The 14004-nt window shown below is 72.0% G+C and carries 14 protein-coding genes; 4 read left to right on the top strand and 10 right to left on the bottom strand.

Annotated elements, in window-relative coordinates:
• Positions 1-6 precede the first annotated feature (6 nt).
• From FL344_RS39935 to FL344_RS39220, 7 genes are all read right to left on the bottom strand, one after another.
• Complete coding sequence (locus tag FL344_RS39935) at positions 7-3231, bottom strand: AAA family ATPase (protein ID WP_141619760.1); 3225 nt, start codon at positions 3229-3231, stop codon at positions 7-9.
• The gene (locus tag FL344_RS20850) at positions 3228-4481 is read right to left on the bottom strand and encodes a DNA repair exonuclease (RefSeq protein ID WP_171410322.1); all 1254 of its coding nucleotides are present in this window, start codon (positions 4479-4481) and stop codon (positions 3228-3230) included. The genes FL344_RS39935 and FL344_RS20850 overlap by 4 nt, the downstream gene beginning before the upstream one ends.
• A gap of 228 nt (positions 4482-4709) precedes the next feature.
• Positions 4710-5027: a hypothetical protein gene (locus FL344_RS20845; protein ID WP_141588380.1), complete on the bottom strand. Its 318-nt coding sequence runs from the start codon at positions 5025-5027 to the stop codon at positions 4710-4712.
• A 143-nt stretch (positions 5028-5170) separates the two neighbouring features.
• The gene (locus tag FL344_RS20840) at positions 5171-6052 is read right to left on the bottom strand and encodes a cyclopropane-fatty-acyl-phospholipid synthase family protein (protein WP_141619759.1); all 882 of its coding nucleotides are present in this window, start codon (positions 6050-6052) and stop codon (positions 5171-5173) included.
• The gene (locus FL344_RS20835) at positions 6049-6786 is read right to left on the bottom strand and encodes a hypothetical protein (RefSeq protein WP_090491020.1); all 738 of its coding nucleotides are present in this window, start codon (positions 6784-6786) and stop codon (positions 6049-6051) included. The genes FL344_RS20840 and FL344_RS20835 overlap by 4 nt, the downstream gene beginning before the upstream one ends.
• Complete coding sequence (locus FL344_RS20830; protein WP_141619758.1) at positions 6783-8141, bottom strand: sensor histidine kinase KdpD; 1359 nt, start codon at positions 8139-8141, stop codon at positions 6783-6785. The genes FL344_RS20835 and FL344_RS20830 overlap by 4 nt, the downstream gene beginning before the upstream one ends.
• Complete coding sequence (locus tag FL344_RS39220; RefSeq protein WP_228565231.1) at positions 8138-8560, bottom strand: hypothetical protein; 423 nt, start codon at positions 8558-8560, stop codon at positions 8138-8140. The genes FL344_RS20830 and FL344_RS39220 overlap by 4 nt, the downstream gene beginning before the upstream one ends.
• Positions 8561-8733: 173 nt before the next feature.
• Between FL344_RS39220 and FL344_RS20820 the strand changes: the two genes are divergently transcribed.
• Both FL344_RS20820 and FL344_RS20815 read left to right on the top strand, forming a co-directional pair.
• The gene (locus FL344_RS20820) at positions 8734-9621 is read left to right on the top strand and encodes an EamA family transporter (RefSeq protein WP_141619757.1); all 888 of its coding nucleotides are present in this window, start codon (positions 8734-8736) and stop codon (positions 9619-9621) included.
• 88 nt (positions 9622-9709) lie between these two features.
• Positions 9710-10372 carry a hypothetical protein gene (locus FL344_RS20815; RefSeq protein ID WP_228565230.1) on the top strand — a complete coding sequence of 221 codons (663 nt, stop codon included), beginning with the start codon at positions 9710-9712 and terminating at the stop codon, positions 10370-10372.
• Here FL344_RS20815 and FL344_RS20810 read toward each other — a convergent pair whose 3' ends face one another.
• Positions 10373-11113 carry a DNA methyltransferase gene (locus FL344_RS20810; protein ID WP_194863185.1) on the bottom strand — a complete coding sequence of 247 codons (741 nt, stop codon included), beginning with the start codon at positions 11111-11113 and terminating at the stop codon, positions 10373-10375.
• 129 nt (positions 11114-11242) lie between these two features.
• Between FL344_RS20810 and FL344_RS20805 the strand changes: the two genes are divergently transcribed.
• Both FL344_RS20805 and FL344_RS20800 read left to right on the top strand, forming a co-directional pair.
• Positions 11243-12028, top strand: coding sequence for an alpha/beta fold hydrolase (locus FL344_RS20805; protein WP_141619754.1), 786 nt, complete (start codon positions 11243-11245; stop codon positions 12026-12028).
• Between the two features lie 25 nt (positions 12029-12053).
• Positions 12054-12488 carry a hypothetical protein gene (locus FL344_RS20800; RefSeq protein ID WP_141588388.1) on the top strand — a complete coding sequence of 145 codons (435 nt, stop codon included), beginning with the start codon at positions 12054-12056 and terminating at the stop codon, positions 12486-12488.
• A 107-nt stretch (positions 12489-12595) separates the two neighbouring features.
• On the opposite strand, the gene FL344_RS20795 is transcribed toward FL344_RS20800, so the two are convergent.
• Together FL344_RS20795 and FL344_RS20790 are read right to left on the bottom strand one after the other, a co-directional pair.
• On the bottom strand, positions 12596-13291 hold the full coding sequence (locus FL344_RS20795; RefSeq protein ID WP_141619753.1) for a molybdopterin-dependent oxidoreductase: 696 nt from the start codon (positions 13289-13291) through the stop codon (positions 12596-12598).
• Positions 13284-13943 (bottom strand): cytochrome b/b6 domain-containing protein, encoded by a 660-nt coding sequence (locus FL344_RS20790; protein ID WP_255508233.1) that lies wholly within the window; start codon positions 13941-13943, stop codon positions 13284-13286. The genes FL344_RS20795 and FL344_RS20790 overlap by 8 nt, the downstream gene beginning before the upstream one ends.
• Positions 13944-14004 lie beyond the last annotated feature (61 nt).

Raw genomic sequence — 14004 nt, 5'->3', positions numbered from 1 at the left:
CTCTGGTTAGCCCGTCTTCAGCACGGACACCGGCGCGGGCGGTTCGCTCGTGGAAGCGTCCAGCGCCTGCACCCGCGCGCCCTCGGCGGCGAAGGCGTCTCGCAGCCAGGGATGGCAGGTGAAGGCGATGACCTGCTGGTGCTCGGAGAGCTTCGCCAGCAGGTGGATGGCGCCTCGCGCCCGCTCCGGGTCGAAGTTCACCAGCACGTCGTCGACGATGAGCGGCAGCGCCCCGCGTGTCTCGCCGAAGTCGCGCACCACCGCCAGCCGGAACGCGAGGTAGAGCTGTTCGCGTGTCCCTCGGGAGAGCTGCGCCGCGCTCCAGTCACGCTGGCCATCACCCACGCGCAGCTCGCGCTCCTCTCCCGTGGGGATGAAGACGCGCTGGTAGCGACCCTGGGTGAGCGTGGCGAAGTGCTCCGAGGCGAGCTGCACCACCCGCGGCTGCTGCTCCTCCTCGAAGCGGCGGCGCGCCCGCGCCAGCAGTGCCAAGGTCAGCCGGTCCGCCGCGTACTGCTTCGCCAGCTCGGCGGCCCGTGCGCGCAGGGACTCCTCGACGATGCGGAGCTTCGCCAGCGCGTCGTCGTTCTCCCACTGCTCCAACTGGTGGCTGAGCGCGCCGCGCTCCGTCAGCACCGCCTTCAGCCGGTCCTGGGCCTCCGCCTGTCTGTCGCGCAGGGATTCCAGCTCCACGCGCAGGCCCTGCTCGCCGCCCACGTCGATGAGCGCCTGCCGCGCGAGCGTCTCCGACAGGCCCGTGCGCGCCTCGATGCGGTGTGACAGTTCCCGCGTCCGGCCCGTCAGTTCCACGTAGCGGCGTGCCTGCGCGGCGCGGCGGCGGAAGGTCTCCTCGTCGGCGCTGCCACCTTCAGCCAGCAGCGTCGCCAATGCCGCTTCTTCGTCGTGGCACAGCCCGTCCAGTCGCGCCTTCTCCGCTCGCAGTTCGTGCCGCCGCTCTTCCAGCGTCCTGCGCTCCAGGCTCTGCGCGCGCTCCGCTTCCAGCGCCGCCGCCACCCGCGACGCCAGGGGCTCCATGACACCGGCGTCCAGCTCGCGGGCCTCCGTCGCGCCCGGGATGAGCTCCGCCACCACGGCCTCCGCCCACAGCCGCGACGTCACCAGGGCGCAGACCTGCGCGTCCACCGTGAGCGCGGCTTCCTCCGCGCCTACGTCCAGGAGTCGCTGACGGAGCGCCGCCGCGTCGCGCCACAGTGTCAGTGCCGCGGACGCGGCCAACGTGGGAGGGAAGCACCGCTGGGACAGCAGGGCCGTCAGCTCCGCGCCCAACTGTTCCTGCCGCGACTCCGCCTCGCCCACCACCTCACTCGCGCGGTGCTCCTCACGTCGCGTGGCGGCGTGCTCGGCGTGCAGTGTCTCCCGCTCCCGCTCGAGCTGCTCCCGCCGTCCCGCTCGCTCCAGCGCATCCGCCAGCACGGCTTCCCGCGCCGCCATGTCCGCCGCCGTCGCGACCAGGTTGAGTCCGGCCTCGGACGCCGCGGACAGCAGCTCACGGTGCAGCAGCTCCTCTCGCGCGGACAGACCCATCAAGGCCGCGCGCAGCCGCTCCTCCTCCTGCTGCCGCCAGCGCTGGCGAGCGCGTTGTGCCTCCACGTCCGCGTCGCGCGCCGTCTCTACACGGCGCCGGGCAAGCTCCAGCACGCCTGTCAGCAGCAAGCCGCCCACGAGGCACAGCGCGCCCACCACATCGCCCGCCAGCAGCCACGCCGTCACCGCGAGCGCCACCACCACCGCCGCGACCGCCGGCACCCACCACGTGGGCAGCACCGCCGCCGTCGCCTGCGGCTCGCCCTGGGTGCGGACGCTCTCGAATTGCCGGTGCAGCTCGGCCCGCTGCTCCGACAGGCGCTCCATCTCCGCGCGCACGGTGCGCAGCCGTCCCAGCCCCGCCTGTTGCTGGCGAATTCGCGACGCCCGTTCCTCCGGCAGCGTCGCCAGCTCGGCGTCCACTCGCGCCAGCGCGCCATCCAGCCGCTCACGCTCCGAGACGGCGCGGGCCCATGCGCCCTCCGCCTCGCGATGCGCGACTTCGGCCGCTCCCAGCCGGAGCGCCAGTTCCTCCAGCGTCACGCGGACGCTCACGCTCAAGTCCAGCGCCAGCAGGCCGGGCCCATCCACGGGCAGGCCCAGCTCGCGCAAGGCCAGCTCCACCTGCCGCTGCTTCTCCGCCAGGGCGGCCCGGCGGGAGGGCAGGGCGCGCAGCAGCGCGGCGCCCTCGGTGTATGCTGCCAGGGCCTGGCTCAGCGCCTCTTCGCGACCCCGGACGCCGGACGGCGCGGACAGCCGCTCCAGCCCGGCCTCCACCGTGGCCAGTCGCTCCGCCAGCCGAGCGCCTTCCGCGCGATAGCTCCGGCGCCGGTGCAGGCCGTCCTCGAGCCGCGACTCGCCTGCCTCGGGGAAGGTCTCCAACGCGGGCAGCGTCGCCAGCTCGGCGCGGGCCTGCGTCAGCGCCGCCACGTCCCCGAGCGCCGCCTCCAGCCGCGTCAGCCGCTCCAGTTCGGCCCCCGCCTCCAGCAGCGCCGCTTCGAGCGTCCGTTGCTCCTCCACCAGCGCGCCCAGCCGCTCCTTCTCCGCGAAGTAGCGCGCGGGCCGGTCTCCCTCCTGCCTCAGCCGCGCCTGGACGTCCTCCAGGGCCTTCAGCGTCTCATTCAGCGAAGGCTTCACGCCGTTGGGTTTGTAGATGCCCTCGGTGCTCTTGCGGAGCTGGTCCATGACCTCCGGCAACCGGCGCGCGCCGCGCATGCTGGCGGCCACCAGGGCCTCGGAGGCGCCTCGCTGTTCGGTGAGCCGCTCGAAGCCGGCCAGCTCATCCAGGCGGAAGGCGAACACGTCGAAGAACAGCTCGCGCGACACGTGGGCCAGCGCGCTCTCCAGCGACTCCTTCGAGAGCTCCTTCCCCTCCGCGTCGCGCACCGACAGCTCGCCCTCCGACGAGCGACGGCTCGCGATGCGGCGCACCAGCAGCGGTCCCGCGTGGGTAGTCAACGTCAGCTCGCCGCCGAACGCGCCGCCGTGGGCCGGCTCGTAGCGCTCCGGTTGCCCGCGCTTTTCGAAGCCGAACAGCATGCTGCGCAGGAAGGCCAGCAGCGTGCTCTTCCCCGCCTCGTTGGGGCCGTACAGCAGGTGCAGTCCCGGCCCCAGGTCGCGCGTGAGGCCGGAGAAGCGGCCGAAGCCGAGCACGCGCAGCGCGTCGATGCGCAGCCCCGGCTTCATGACGTCTCCTCCTCGTGCAGCGACTCCACGCCGTGCAGCCCCGCTTGCACCACCCACTCCGCGCGAGGCGCCTCCAGCGCGTCCACGCCCAGCCGCTTCAGCCGCTGGCTCAGCGCGCCCAGGGCCTCCTCTTCCCACAACCGCGCCAGCGCCGCCGGGTCCTCCGCGAGGAAGCCCACCTCATCCAGCAGCGTGCGCGCGAAGCCGCCCGCCGCGCACACCGCCTCCAGGTCCACCTCTGGCCGGCTGCTGTCCCGCAGCGACTCCAGCAGCACCGGTGGGTGACTCCTCGCGAGCTGTTCGCGCAGGTCCACCTCCAACTGCGCCAGCGCGCCGGGGCGGGCCAGCTCGCGGTGCAGCGGACCTCTTCCGGTGAGGGTGAGTCGCACCGCGTGGCCGTCCAGCTCGGGCGCGCAGCGTGCCTCCACGCCCTCCATCGCCGTGGCCAGCAGGCCGTCTAGCGTGCTGACGCCGGACAGCGGCACCTCCAGCTTGTGCCAGCGCACCCCGTCCACGGGGATGAAGCGCCGCCGCATGCCGCCGTCCTCCACCTCCACCAACATGCAGCCGCGCGGGCCGGTTTCGTTCGCGTGCCGGCCCTGCGGGTTGCCGGGGTACACCGCCACGCCGCCGCCGGGGAGCATGTGCTCGGCGCGCGTGTGGACATGGCCCAGCGCCCAGTAATCCAGCCCGCGCGAGCCCAGACCCGCGGTGGTGCAGGGCGCGTAGTTGGCGTGGCCCTCCGCGCCGCCCAGGTTGGCGTGCAGCAGTCCCACGCTGAAGCCATCCCCGGTGCGGCGGAAGCGCGCGGAGAGGTCGTCGCGCACCTCCACGTCCGGATAGGAGATGCCCTGCACGCGGCACAGCCGCCGGCCCTCGCGCTTCACCTCCACTTCTTCCCAGTCCGGGCCGAACACCTTCACCGACGGCGGAAGCCCCAGCGCGCCGGTGTCTCCGCTCAGCGGGTCATGGTTGCCGTGGACGATGAAGGTGGAGATGCCCGCCGCGTCCAGCCGGCCCAGCTCGCGCCGCAGCGCCAGCCGCGCGCGCACCGAGCGGTCCTTCACGTCGAAGAGGTCTCCGGCGAGCAGCAGGAAGGCCACCCGTTCTCGCAGGCACACCTCCGTGATGCGCGTGAGCGCTCGGAACGTCGAATCCTGGAAGCGTCCCAGGAGCGGCCCCTGGGTCGCGACACCCCGGAAAGGCGTGTCCAGGTGCAGGTCGGCGGCATGAACGAACTTGAAGGGCATGGCGCGCCGCACAACGTACCCGATGCGGGCGGGTGACCCGACATTCCGGCCCGGACGCACGGTCGCTGGCCGACAGCGACCCCTCCCTTTGTGCCCGGGTGGCGTCGACTCGCCGCCAGAACGGGTGTGGCGGGTAGGACAGAGCCGAAGGCCCAGAAGCGGAGCGGGGCCCGGGAGCATCCCGGACCCCGTGGGTTGCTTGCTCGCGGCGGTTCGCGAGCAGGCGGGCTACTGCTGACCTTCGGGGCTGTGCGTCCCGGTGTCCTGGGTGTTGTGGTCGTTCATCATCCCGGAGCCTCCGGTGCCGGCGTCCTCGTTCATCATCCCAGAGCCGCCCGTGCCGGCGTCGTAGCCCTGCATCTCATGGCCGGAGCCGCCGGTGCCGCCGCTGGGGCGCGGCTGGTTGCCCTGGCCGCTACCGCCGGTGCCCTCCATGCCCGGGGTGGTCGTCGTCCCTCGCTGGTCACGGTTTTGTTCCCTGCATCCCGTGACGGACATCGCCACCGCCACCGCACCGAGCACCATCCACCGATTGAAAGCCTGCATCGCGTTTCCTCCCTGAGTAGCGACTGGCCCAAGGCTGGAGGCGGCCCTCGCGTGTTGCACCCCGTCCCCTCGGCCGTTGCACACGCACGCCTGGGCTGCGGCCGGGCGGCCAGGGGCTGGCTTTCGTCGGAAGGGTCGCGGCCTCAGTCCACCCGCCGGAGCACGAGCAGCCCGTACTCCAGGCCGCCGTCCATCAACGCCTGCTGCAGGCGCAGGTGCTCGCGGCTGGATTCGCCGCGGCCGGCCTGAGCGAGCGCACGCAGGGGATGCTGGGAGGGGTGTGCCGAAGCGCGCTCATGCACCATCAATTCCAGGGTCAGCGACCAGAAGCCCACCACGCGTGAGGACACGTCGTCGCGTACCTCCAGCTCCAACCCCGCGGCGTGCGCGGCGGACAGGTACTCATCGAGCGAGCCGATGCGCGTGCGCCAATACCGGTCAAAGCCGGGGGCCAGCTCCGGACGGCAGAGGAAGCAGTCGGCGATGGCCAGCACGCCGCCTGGCTTCAGCAGCGTCCGCGTGCGGCGGAACCACTCGGCGCGCGGCAGGTAGCAGGCGCTCTCCACCGCCACCACCGCGTCGAAGGCCGCGCGGCCCGGCACGGAGAGAGCATCACAGAGGATGGGGCGCACGCGCGCGCTCACGCCCGCGGCCTCCGCGAAGCCGCGCACCAGCGCGACATGCGAGGGCACGTTCGTCACCGCCGTCACGTGCGCCTGATGCTCGGTGGCCCAGTAGAGCGCGCCGCCGCCCAGGCCGCAGCCGATGTCCACCACCTCGCCGCCGTCCGGGAAGCGGCCCACGGCGCGCGCCAGCTCCACCAGCAGCGCTTCCTGCGCGGCATGGACCGTCTCGCGCAGGACCTCCGAGGACGCGCCGGGCGGCGGCACCACGTCCACCAGCCCGGAGTGATAGTGCACGCGTGGGCCGGGCCCGTAGCGTTGGAGCAGCCGCTCCGTCTTCGCCTCGTAGTACGCGCTCACCTCGTCGCGTCTCCACTCGGGTTGCACGGCTTCGGCTCTCATGACTCCCCCTCTGGCAGCATCGGTTCGATGCGGCGCAGCGCCGCGTCCAGGCAGCGCAGGTCCAGTCGCCGCAGCGCCTGCGCGGCGGCGCGCGCCCAGGCCACCACCGCGTGACGGTCCGCCCCGGGCATGCTGGTGAAGCGCACGTCCCGCGTGCGGATGTCCTCCGCCACGTGCGCGGCCACGCCCAGCGCCCGGCCCGCCGCCGCCGCGCGGGGCTCCAGCACCGTGCCCGCCCACAACACGCGCAGGTACGCGGCCCACTGCTGGCCGGCGATGCCCTCCGCCACCTGGCGGAACAACGGCGCCGTCCAGTCGCTGGCGCGCACCTCCAGCGCCTGCGGGCCGGCGGCCACCGCCAGGGTGCGGACCGCCTCTTCCAGCACCGGGCCCGGTAGCTGCGCCTGCGCGCCGCACAGCGTGGCGAAGGCCAGGTTCTGGAGGATGAACTGCACGCACGGCCCCACGCGGATGGGTGGGTCGTGGTATGTGCACTCGCCGTCGATGAGGTCGTCGGCGAGGTTGCCCGCGCTGAAGCTGAGGAAGAGCCCGGCGCCGCGCGCCATCAGGGCCTCGCGCGGCAGACCGGCCTCCGCGCCCGCCTCGTAGAAGAGGGACAGGGGGCCCGGCTGCGCCGCCTCCAGCGCCGCGAGTACGTCCCGCTCCGACACCTCCGGCAAGCCCAGCCGGCGAAGCGCGCGCAGCGACTCCTGGTACAGGGCTCCGCCGCTCATCGGTACTCCCTGGGAAGGACCATGCGGAGCACGGCGCCGCCCCCTGCCGCGTTCTGCCGGTGCAGCATGCCGCCGCTGGCGCGCAGCAGGCACTCGCTGGTGTAGAGGCCCAGGCCCGTCGCGTGGGACTTGCTGGTGTACAGCGCCTCGGCGGGGCGGCCGAGCTGGCCGGGCGGGAAGCCGGGGCCATCATCCGTGATGGTGACCTCCAGGCGCCCGCTGAGCGGCTCCACGCGCGCACGGATGAGGACCCGCGCCGCGCCTTCCTCGCCGTTGCCCTCGCAGGCGTTGAGCACCAGGTTCTCCACCACGCGGCGCAGCGTGGGCGCGCCGCCGCGCATCAAGGCGCGCAGGGGCGGGGAGGGCGGCTCCACCTCCACCTGGATGTCCACGTCCGGGAAGCGCAGGCCCACGCTGGCCTGCACCGAGTCCAGCACCGGCGCCAGCTCCACGGGCTCCGGCTCCATGCCGGCATGGCGCCGCCCCTTGTTGCGGGCGTCCATCATCATGTCCCGTATCTGCGTCAGGTTGTCGTTGAGCTGCCGGAGCAGGTCGTCGAACTCGGTGCGGCCGGGGCCCGGGCGGTGCGCGCCCACCACGGCCAGCATGTCCGCCGCGCTGCCCGCCGCCATGAGCGCGTTGTCGATGTCGTGGTGGTAGCCCAGGATTTCCGACAGCGCCTGCGACAGCCGGCCCACGTCGCGCTCCTGCTGCTCCAGCAGTTGCGCGTGCACGGCGGCGCGCAGGCGCTCCGCGTCCGCGCGGGCCCGGTCATGCTGCACGGCGAAGGTCCCCAGGTAGAGCTGGGCGGTGAGCGCCGCGGGGCCGATGACGCCGAAGAGGGCCAGGTGTTCGTCGCTGCCGCGCAGGGGCAGGGCCAGCGCCAGGGCCAGCGCGGTGCCCAGGGCGAGGAAGGGCTGGCGCGGCGTCACCCGGTGCAGCCGGCCATGGAAGGCGGTGGTGAAGAGGAACAGCGAGGCGATGACGGCCGCCCCTGGCGGCGCCGACAGGGCCATCAGCGCGGCCACGAAGAAGTGCATCGTCGCCACGCCGAAGATGAGCCACACCCAGCCCCAGGGCTCGATGCGGCGGCGGCGCCGGTGGACGAGCGAGAACAGGACGCCGCTGGTCAACATGGGCGCGGCGCACAGCAGCGCGGTGCCGAAGTGGATGCCGAAGAAGCTCCGCGCGCCGGGGGCCCAGGCCGTCATGGCCAGCAGGCTCGGCACGAAGGCACAGAGCGCGAGCCACGCGCCCAGGCCCGAGGCGGCCAGCACCTCCGCGGCATTCTGGGCGCGCGTCCACCGCCGGAACGAGGACAGGACGGCCTGTCGCCCGGCGGAGCGCGGACTCATACGGTGGCGGACAGGATGTCACCCGCCATACCCAGGCTGGACGACTCCTCGGTGGCGTGTTCGGCCCGGAGGTTCAGTTCGTTGACGATGTCCGCGTTGCCGCGCTGGAGCAGCTGCACCGACACCTCGCCACCCGCGAGCAGGTGGTGGAGGGCCTCCAGCACGGGCCGTAGTGCGGGGTTGAGCGTGCGCGCACCCAACGCCCCCTCCACCGCGCCCAGCTCATTGCAGCGCGCCAGGTAGGCTGTCAGCGCGTCGTCACGGACGGTGTCACCGCTCGAGCCGCCGTGCTCTGGCTTGATCGCGCGGTTTCGAGGCCGCGGCGTCGCGAGCGCGCCCGTGCGGGCATCCCAGCGCGGTGGGCATTCTCGTCGCGTGCGAAGTGGATGGAACCGGATTTCTCGGACTCTTGGCGTCATGCTGGCTCCCCCCCGGGGCCTGGCACAGTCGTTTCACCCCCGAGCAAAGCGAAGGCGCCCCCGCGCCGTCAAACTCCCGGCCAGGCGAGTGTTGTCCAGCGTGTTCTCTTCACCCTTCAGGGCAGGCGGGTGATACGGGATGGACAGAGGGCGCGGTGGAAGAGGTGCGCGGAATGTCTCGAGTCTTGACGAAGCCGGGGCCAGTCACGGTGGCGGTCCTGACGTTGCTCGTCGCGATGGCCTCCATCCAGACGGGCGCTTCGCTGGCCAAGCAAGTCTTCCCCGTCTTGGGCGCGGCGGGGGCCACGGCGCTTCGCGTGTTCTTCGCGGCGCTCATCCTGGCGGCGGTGTTCCGGCCCTGGCGGCAGCGGCTCACCCGCAAGGACTTGCGGGCCGTGGCCATCTACGGCGCGGCGCTGGGCGGGATGAACCTGACCTTCTACCTGGCGCTGGAGCGCATCCCGCTGGGCATCGCCGTCGCCATCGAGTTCACCGGGCCGCTCGCCCTGGCCATCTTCTCCACGCGCCGGGCGCTCGACTTCGTGTGGGCGCTGCTGGCCGTGGCGGGCATCCTGCTGATTCTGCCGCTGTCGGAGACGTCGCGGTCGCTGGACTGGATGGGCGTCTTCTGGGCGCTGGTGGCCGCCACCTGCTGGGCGCTGTACATCCTCTTCGGTCAGCGGGCCGGAGGCACCGTCCACGGCGGCACGGCGGCGTCGCTGGGGATGTGCGTCGCGGCGCTGCTCGTCATGCCCTTCGGGGTCGCGCACGCGGGCGTGAAGCTGCTGGACGTGTCGCTGCTGCCCATCATCCTGTGCGTGGCCGTGCTGTCGAGCGCGCTGCCGTACTCGCTGGAGATGTATGCCCTCAAGGCGCTCCCCACGCGCACGTTCGGCATCCTGATGAGCCTGGAGCCGGCGCTGGCCGCCGTGTCCGGGCTGCTGCTGCTGAATGAGCGGCTGTCGCTGGTGCAGTGGGCGGCCATCGGCTGCATCATCCTGGCGTCCGTGGGCAGCTCCGCGACGTCGCGCAAGCCCGTTGAAGCCGCCGCCGCGAACTGACCAGAAGGGTCCGCAGACACCATTCTCCGGGGGCGGGCCTGTCTTCGGGCTCGCAATGGGGCCCGGCGCCGGGCTAGAGGACGGCCTCATGCGTGACCGAATCCAGGCCGTGCTCCGCCAGCTTGCCCAGTCGCCCGACATGGAGGCGCGCTGGCTCCACACCCTGTCCCTGATGGAGTTCATCGGCGCGCGGAAGATTTCGCGCACCGTGGCGGACCGGCACCCGACGCTGGAGGTGCTGGGCCACCTGGCCGACGAGACGCGCCACGCCTTCGCCTTCAAGCGCCTGTCCGCCGAGGTCGCGGGCGCGGAAATCACCACGTTCCTCTGCCCGGAGGCCGCGGGCCGCTACTTCCAGGCGCTGGACCACGAGCTGGCCACCTGGGCGACGTCCTTCACGGGCGCGCCGGACGTCTATCTGCACTACCTGCTCACGACGACGGCCATCGAACGGCGCGCCATGGTGCTGTACCCGCTCTACAAGGCCGCGTCCCGCCAGCCGGCCGTGCGCGAGGAGCTGGGGCGCGTCGTCACCGAGGAGCAGAGCCACCGGCGCACCATCGAGGATGCGTGTGTCGAGCGCCTCACCGCTGTGGGCGCCACGCTGGATGCCGCGCTGGCGCTGGAAGAGCAGCTCTTCGCGGCCTTCATCGGTGAGCTGGAGGCCACCGTGGCGCGGGAGCCGGGCGCCCAGGCGGCCTTCGTTCCAGCGCCCGGCGAGGACGTCGCGGCGCGGTCGCAGCAAGGGTGACTACAGCGCGTCGTCGTCGCCCACAGGCGCGCCCGTGCCATGGGCGCCTGACAGGACAAGCGTGCCGTCCATCAGCTCCGCGCGCAGGTTGCGGGCCTTGCGCGCCCGCTTGCGGCTGAGCTCCACGCCCACCGCGTCCAGACCCAGCGCGTTGGCCACGGCCAGCACGGTGCCGTGGCCACAGAAGGGGTCCACGACGGTGCGCGTGCGGGTGTGCTCCAGGATGAAGCGGCACGCGATGAGACACGCCTCCACGCCCATGCCGCGCGTCCACGTCACCTCGCCCGCTTCGGGCAGGACGTCCGGCGTGGACTTCGCCATGTCCACGCGGACGCCGCGCGAGAAGCACAGCATGTGGGAGTACGCGGGCCGGCCGAACGTCACCGTCCCGGGCGGCCGTCGGCACACCACCTTGTGCCAGAGCAGGTCGACGCCCACCTCCTCCGCGGCGCGAGCCACCAGGTAGCCCTTGTCCACCCAGGTGCCCTCGTCCTTCACGTCCGTCTGGTAGAAGATGGCCACGCCTTCGGGCGGCACGCGCGCGAGGATGAGCGCCGCGGCACGGATGAACCAGGCCTTCCACTCCGCCAGCGACAGGGACGGGAACTCGGACCAGTCCGGCAGGGACGCGATGGCCGAGCTGCCCTCCAACACCGGCCGCGCCTCCAGCCACACGAGTGCGTCTTCGCAGTACACCGTGCGCTTCGCCGCGCCCGCGGCGCCTGCCTGTTCGTCCACCATGTGGTGCCGGAGTCTGCCAGAGCCGCGCGCACTCCGCGTCGGGCTGGTCAACACGCCCAAACCGTGGCTTGCTAGCGCTTCCCTAGATTTCTACAATCCTGTTTTATCTCGATGCAACGGAGAGACGGAATGCCCACGACTTCAGCGAAAGACGGGACTTCGCTCCACTACCGTGTCGTGGGTGAGGGTCCGCGCACGGTCATCCTGGTTCACGGTTGGATGGTATCAGGCGCGGTCTGGGATGCGCTGGTGGAGCGCCTGGACCTGACGGGGCTGCGGCTGGTGATTCCGGATATGCGGGGCTCGGGTCAGTCGGGCCGGCCGGACGGAGGCTTCAGCCTGGAGTCGCTGGCGCACGACGTGCTGGCCGTGGCGGACGCCGTGGACGCGCGGCGCTTCACGCTGGTGGGGCACAGCATGGGCGGCCAGCTGGTGAAGTGGGTGGCCGCGGAAGTGCCGGCGCGCGTGGAGGGGCTGGTGCTCCTCAATACGGTGCCCGCCGCGGGTCTTCCGCTGCCTCCGGACGCGGCGGGGCTGTTCCGCACGTCGGCGGACAGCCGCGAGAAGAAGCAGACCATCCTCGGCCTCGCGTGCAAGCAACTGTCGCCGGAGGCCCTGGAGGCGTTGGTGAAGGACTCAATGGGCGTCAGCCCGGCGGCCATCGAGCACGTCTTCGACGCGTGGACGGCGGGTGGCTTCGCCGACAAGCTGGCCTCGATTACGGCGCCCACGCTGGTCTTGGCCACGGACGACGCCTTCCTGCCGGCGGCCTTCCTGCGGGAGGCGGTGGTGTCGAGGATTCGCGGCGCGCGCCTGTCGTACCTTCCCGGCCCCGGTCATTACCCACAGGTGGAGCGCCCGGCGGAGACGGCGGCGCTGGTGTCCGCCTTCCTCGCCGGCTCCCAGCCGGTCTGAGCGCCCGCTTCGAGGAGGCAGCACGATGGCCTGGAACATGTCCTTCGAGTACGACGCGCTGAACGACGTCGTCACCGCCTACTTCACCGACTGCGTGTTGGTGAGTGAGGCGGACGTCCTTCGCTGGCGGAAGGAAGTCGAGGAGCACCTTTCCAAGTACCCGCCCAAGGTGGACCTCCTCATCAACCTGGACGGGCTGGTGGTGAAGTTCACCGCCGGCCGTGTCTTCGGCAAGGAGCGGCGCGAGGTGCTGGAGCGCTACACGCACCGCTCGTACCGCTTCGGTGGTGACGAGATGACGCGCATGTTCGTGCTCACCAGCGGCGCCATCAACGGCGCGGCCGTCAATCACTACGCCACTCGCGACGAGGCGCTGGCCGCGCTTCAGGCCGAGCGCGAGGCGCTGCGCAAGCGGGGCTTTTCGCCCTTCGGTGGTGGCTTCGTCAGCAGCAAGGTCTGAGTCTTGCTCCCCAGCCTCATGTGCGGCGGTGCGTCTGAACACACGCCCCGTCGCAGGCGTCGATGGCTGTCGTTGATGTCGTGGGCGCGTGGCGAGTTGAGGGGGCCTCACACGCCCGCGAACCACTCGTAGCCGCGGTCCTCCCAGTAGCCTCCGGTGGGCTCGGGCAGGAAGTTCACCTCGGTGAGGTACTTCACCATCTTGTAACCCAGCTTCACGCCCGAATAGAGGCGCAGCGGCGCGCCGTGGCCGGGCGTCAGCGGCTGGCCGTTCATTCCGTAGGCCAGAATCGTCTGCGGATGGAAGGCGCTGGGCCGGTCCCAGGATGAGTAGTAGCCCGCGTCGAACGAGCGCAGCTCCACGTAGCCCGCGCGGGTGTCCGCGCCCACGTGCCGGGCCAGCTCGCTCAGGCGGACGCCATGCCAGGACGCCACCGCGCTCCAGCCTTCCACGCAGTGATGGCGAATGCGCAGGTCCGTGCGAGGCAGGCGCTGGAGGGCGTCCAGCGTCAGCACGGTGGGGTGCGCCACGAGCCCGCCCACTCGGAGCGCCCATCCCGAGGGCGCGAGCGGCACCGTGTCGGAGACGTAGTATTCGGGGAACTTGCCTGGGGGCGTCGTCTCCTCGGGAGGCAGCTCCGGCGCCAGCCGGCGTTCATCGAACAACACGGCCTGGGCGCGCGCGTTGAAGCGCTCCATGACGCCCAGGAAGCCCTCGCGAGGGCGGCTGCTGTCACACGCGCTGGCCGTGAGCGCGGTGGTGCCCAGCAGCGCCGTGCGCCGCGTGAGGAGGTGCCTAGGCATCCGGCTTCCTTCCGCCCGTCACCATCTCCGCCAGGCTTCGCGGGTGGAGCAGCACCAGGGCGATGTGGCCCACGGTGAAGAGGGCGAGCAGCGCGAGGATGACGAGGTGGATGGCGCGCGCCGCGTCGTAGCCACCGAGCAGCGACGTGAGCGCGCCGAGCTGCACGGGCTTGTAGAGGACCAGCCCGGAGAGCACCGCGAGCAGCCCCAGCGCCAGCGTGCCCGTGTACGCCAGCCGCTGAAGGCCGTTGTAGAGCCCCTGCGCGGGTGCGTGCTTTCGCACGCGCAGGTAGAAGGCGAGCGTGTCCAGGGCGTTGCGTGTATCGCGGCGGGGCAGGAAGAGGCGGCGGCGCCACTCACCGCTGAGGGCGAGGTAGAGCACGTACGCCACGCCGTTGAGGATGAGGAACCACGCGAAGGCGAAGTGCCAGTGCCGGGCGCCGGCCAGCCAGTTCCCCAGCCGCATCCATTCGGGTGGAGGGATGCCCTGGAAGGGATACCAGCCGTAGGGCCGGCCCTGGGGCCCGAGCATGGGATAGGCGACAAGTATCTGGAGTCCGCTGGCCGCCATGATGAGCAGCAGCGGTACGTTGAGCCAGTGGGTGACTCGGATGAGCCACGGCTGAGGTCGGCGTCGTTCAGGGGCTTGCACGCACGCGGAAGAAAGCACCCGGCGTCACGCGGCGTGGGCGCGGCTCGTCCCGCGTTGGTGG

The sequence above is a fragment of the Myxococcus sp. AB036A genome (assembly GCF_006547355.1).
In the GTDB taxonomy this organism is placed as follows: domain Bacteria; phylum Myxococcota; class Myxococcia; order Myxococcales; family Myxococcaceae; genus Myxococcus; species Myxococcus virescens.
Note: the sequence above shows the minus strand (reverse complement) of the source record. Positions and strands in the feature narration are given on the sequence as shown.

What these genes read in the sequence shown, in the direction of transcription:
- FL344_RS20800 (WP_141588388.1), top strand. Translation starts at nt 12,054, where the DNA reads ATGGCCTGGAACATGTCCTTCGAGTACGACGCGCTGAACGACGTCGTC.
- FL344_RS20820 (WP_141619757.1), top strand. Translation starts at nt 8,734, where the DNA reads ATGTCTCGAGTCTTGACGAAGCCGGGGCCAGTCACGGTGGCGGTCCTG.
- FL344_RS20830 (WP_141619758.1), bottom strand. Translation starts at nt 8,141, where the DNA reads ATGAGTCCGCGCTCCGCCGGGCGACAGGCCGTCCTGTCCTCGTTCCGG.
- FL344_RS20795 (WP_141619753.1), bottom strand. Translation starts at nt 13,291, where the DNA reads ATGCCTAGGCACCTCCTCACGCGGCGCACGGCGCTGCTGGGCACCACC.
- FL344_RS20845 (WP_141588380.1), bottom strand. Translation starts at nt 5,027, where the DNA reads ATGCAGGCTTTCAATCGGTGGATGGTGCTCGGTGCGGTGGCGGTGGCG.
- FL344_RS20815 (WP_228565230.1), top strand. Translation starts at nt 9,710, where the DNA reads ATGCGTGACCGAATCCAGGCCGTGCTCCGCCAGCTTGCCCAGTCGCCC.
- FL344_RS39220 (WP_228565231.1), bottom strand. Translation starts at nt 8,560, where the DNA reads ATGACGCCAAGAGTCCGAGAAATCCGGTTCCATCCACTTCGCACGCGA.
- FL344_RS20805 (WP_141619754.1), top strand. Translation starts at nt 11,243, where the DNA reads ATGCCCACGACTTCAGCGAAAGACGGGACTTCGCTCCACTACCGTGTC.
- FL344_RS20850 (WP_171410322.1), bottom strand. Translation starts at nt 4,481, where the DNA reads ATGCCCTTCAAGTTCGTTCATGCCGCCGACCTGCACCTGGACACGCCT.
- FL344_RS20835 (WP_090491020.1), bottom strand. Translation starts at nt 6,786, where the DNA reads ATGAGCGGCGGAGCCCTGTACCAGGAGTCGCTGCGCGCGCTTCGCCGG.
- FL344_RS20840 (WP_141619759.1), bottom strand. Translation starts at nt 6,052, where the DNA reads ATGAGAGCCGAAGCCGTGCAACCCGAGTGGAGACGCGACGAGGTGAGC.
- FL344_RS20810 (WP_194863185.1), bottom strand. Translation starts at nt 11,113, where the DNA reads ATGGTGGACGAACAGGCAGGCGCCGCGGGCGCGGCGAAGCGCACGGTG.
- FL344_RS39935 (WP_141619760.1), bottom strand. Translation starts at nt 3,231, where the DNA reads ATGAAGCCGGGGCTGCGCATCGACGCGCTGCGCGTGCTCGGCTTCGGC.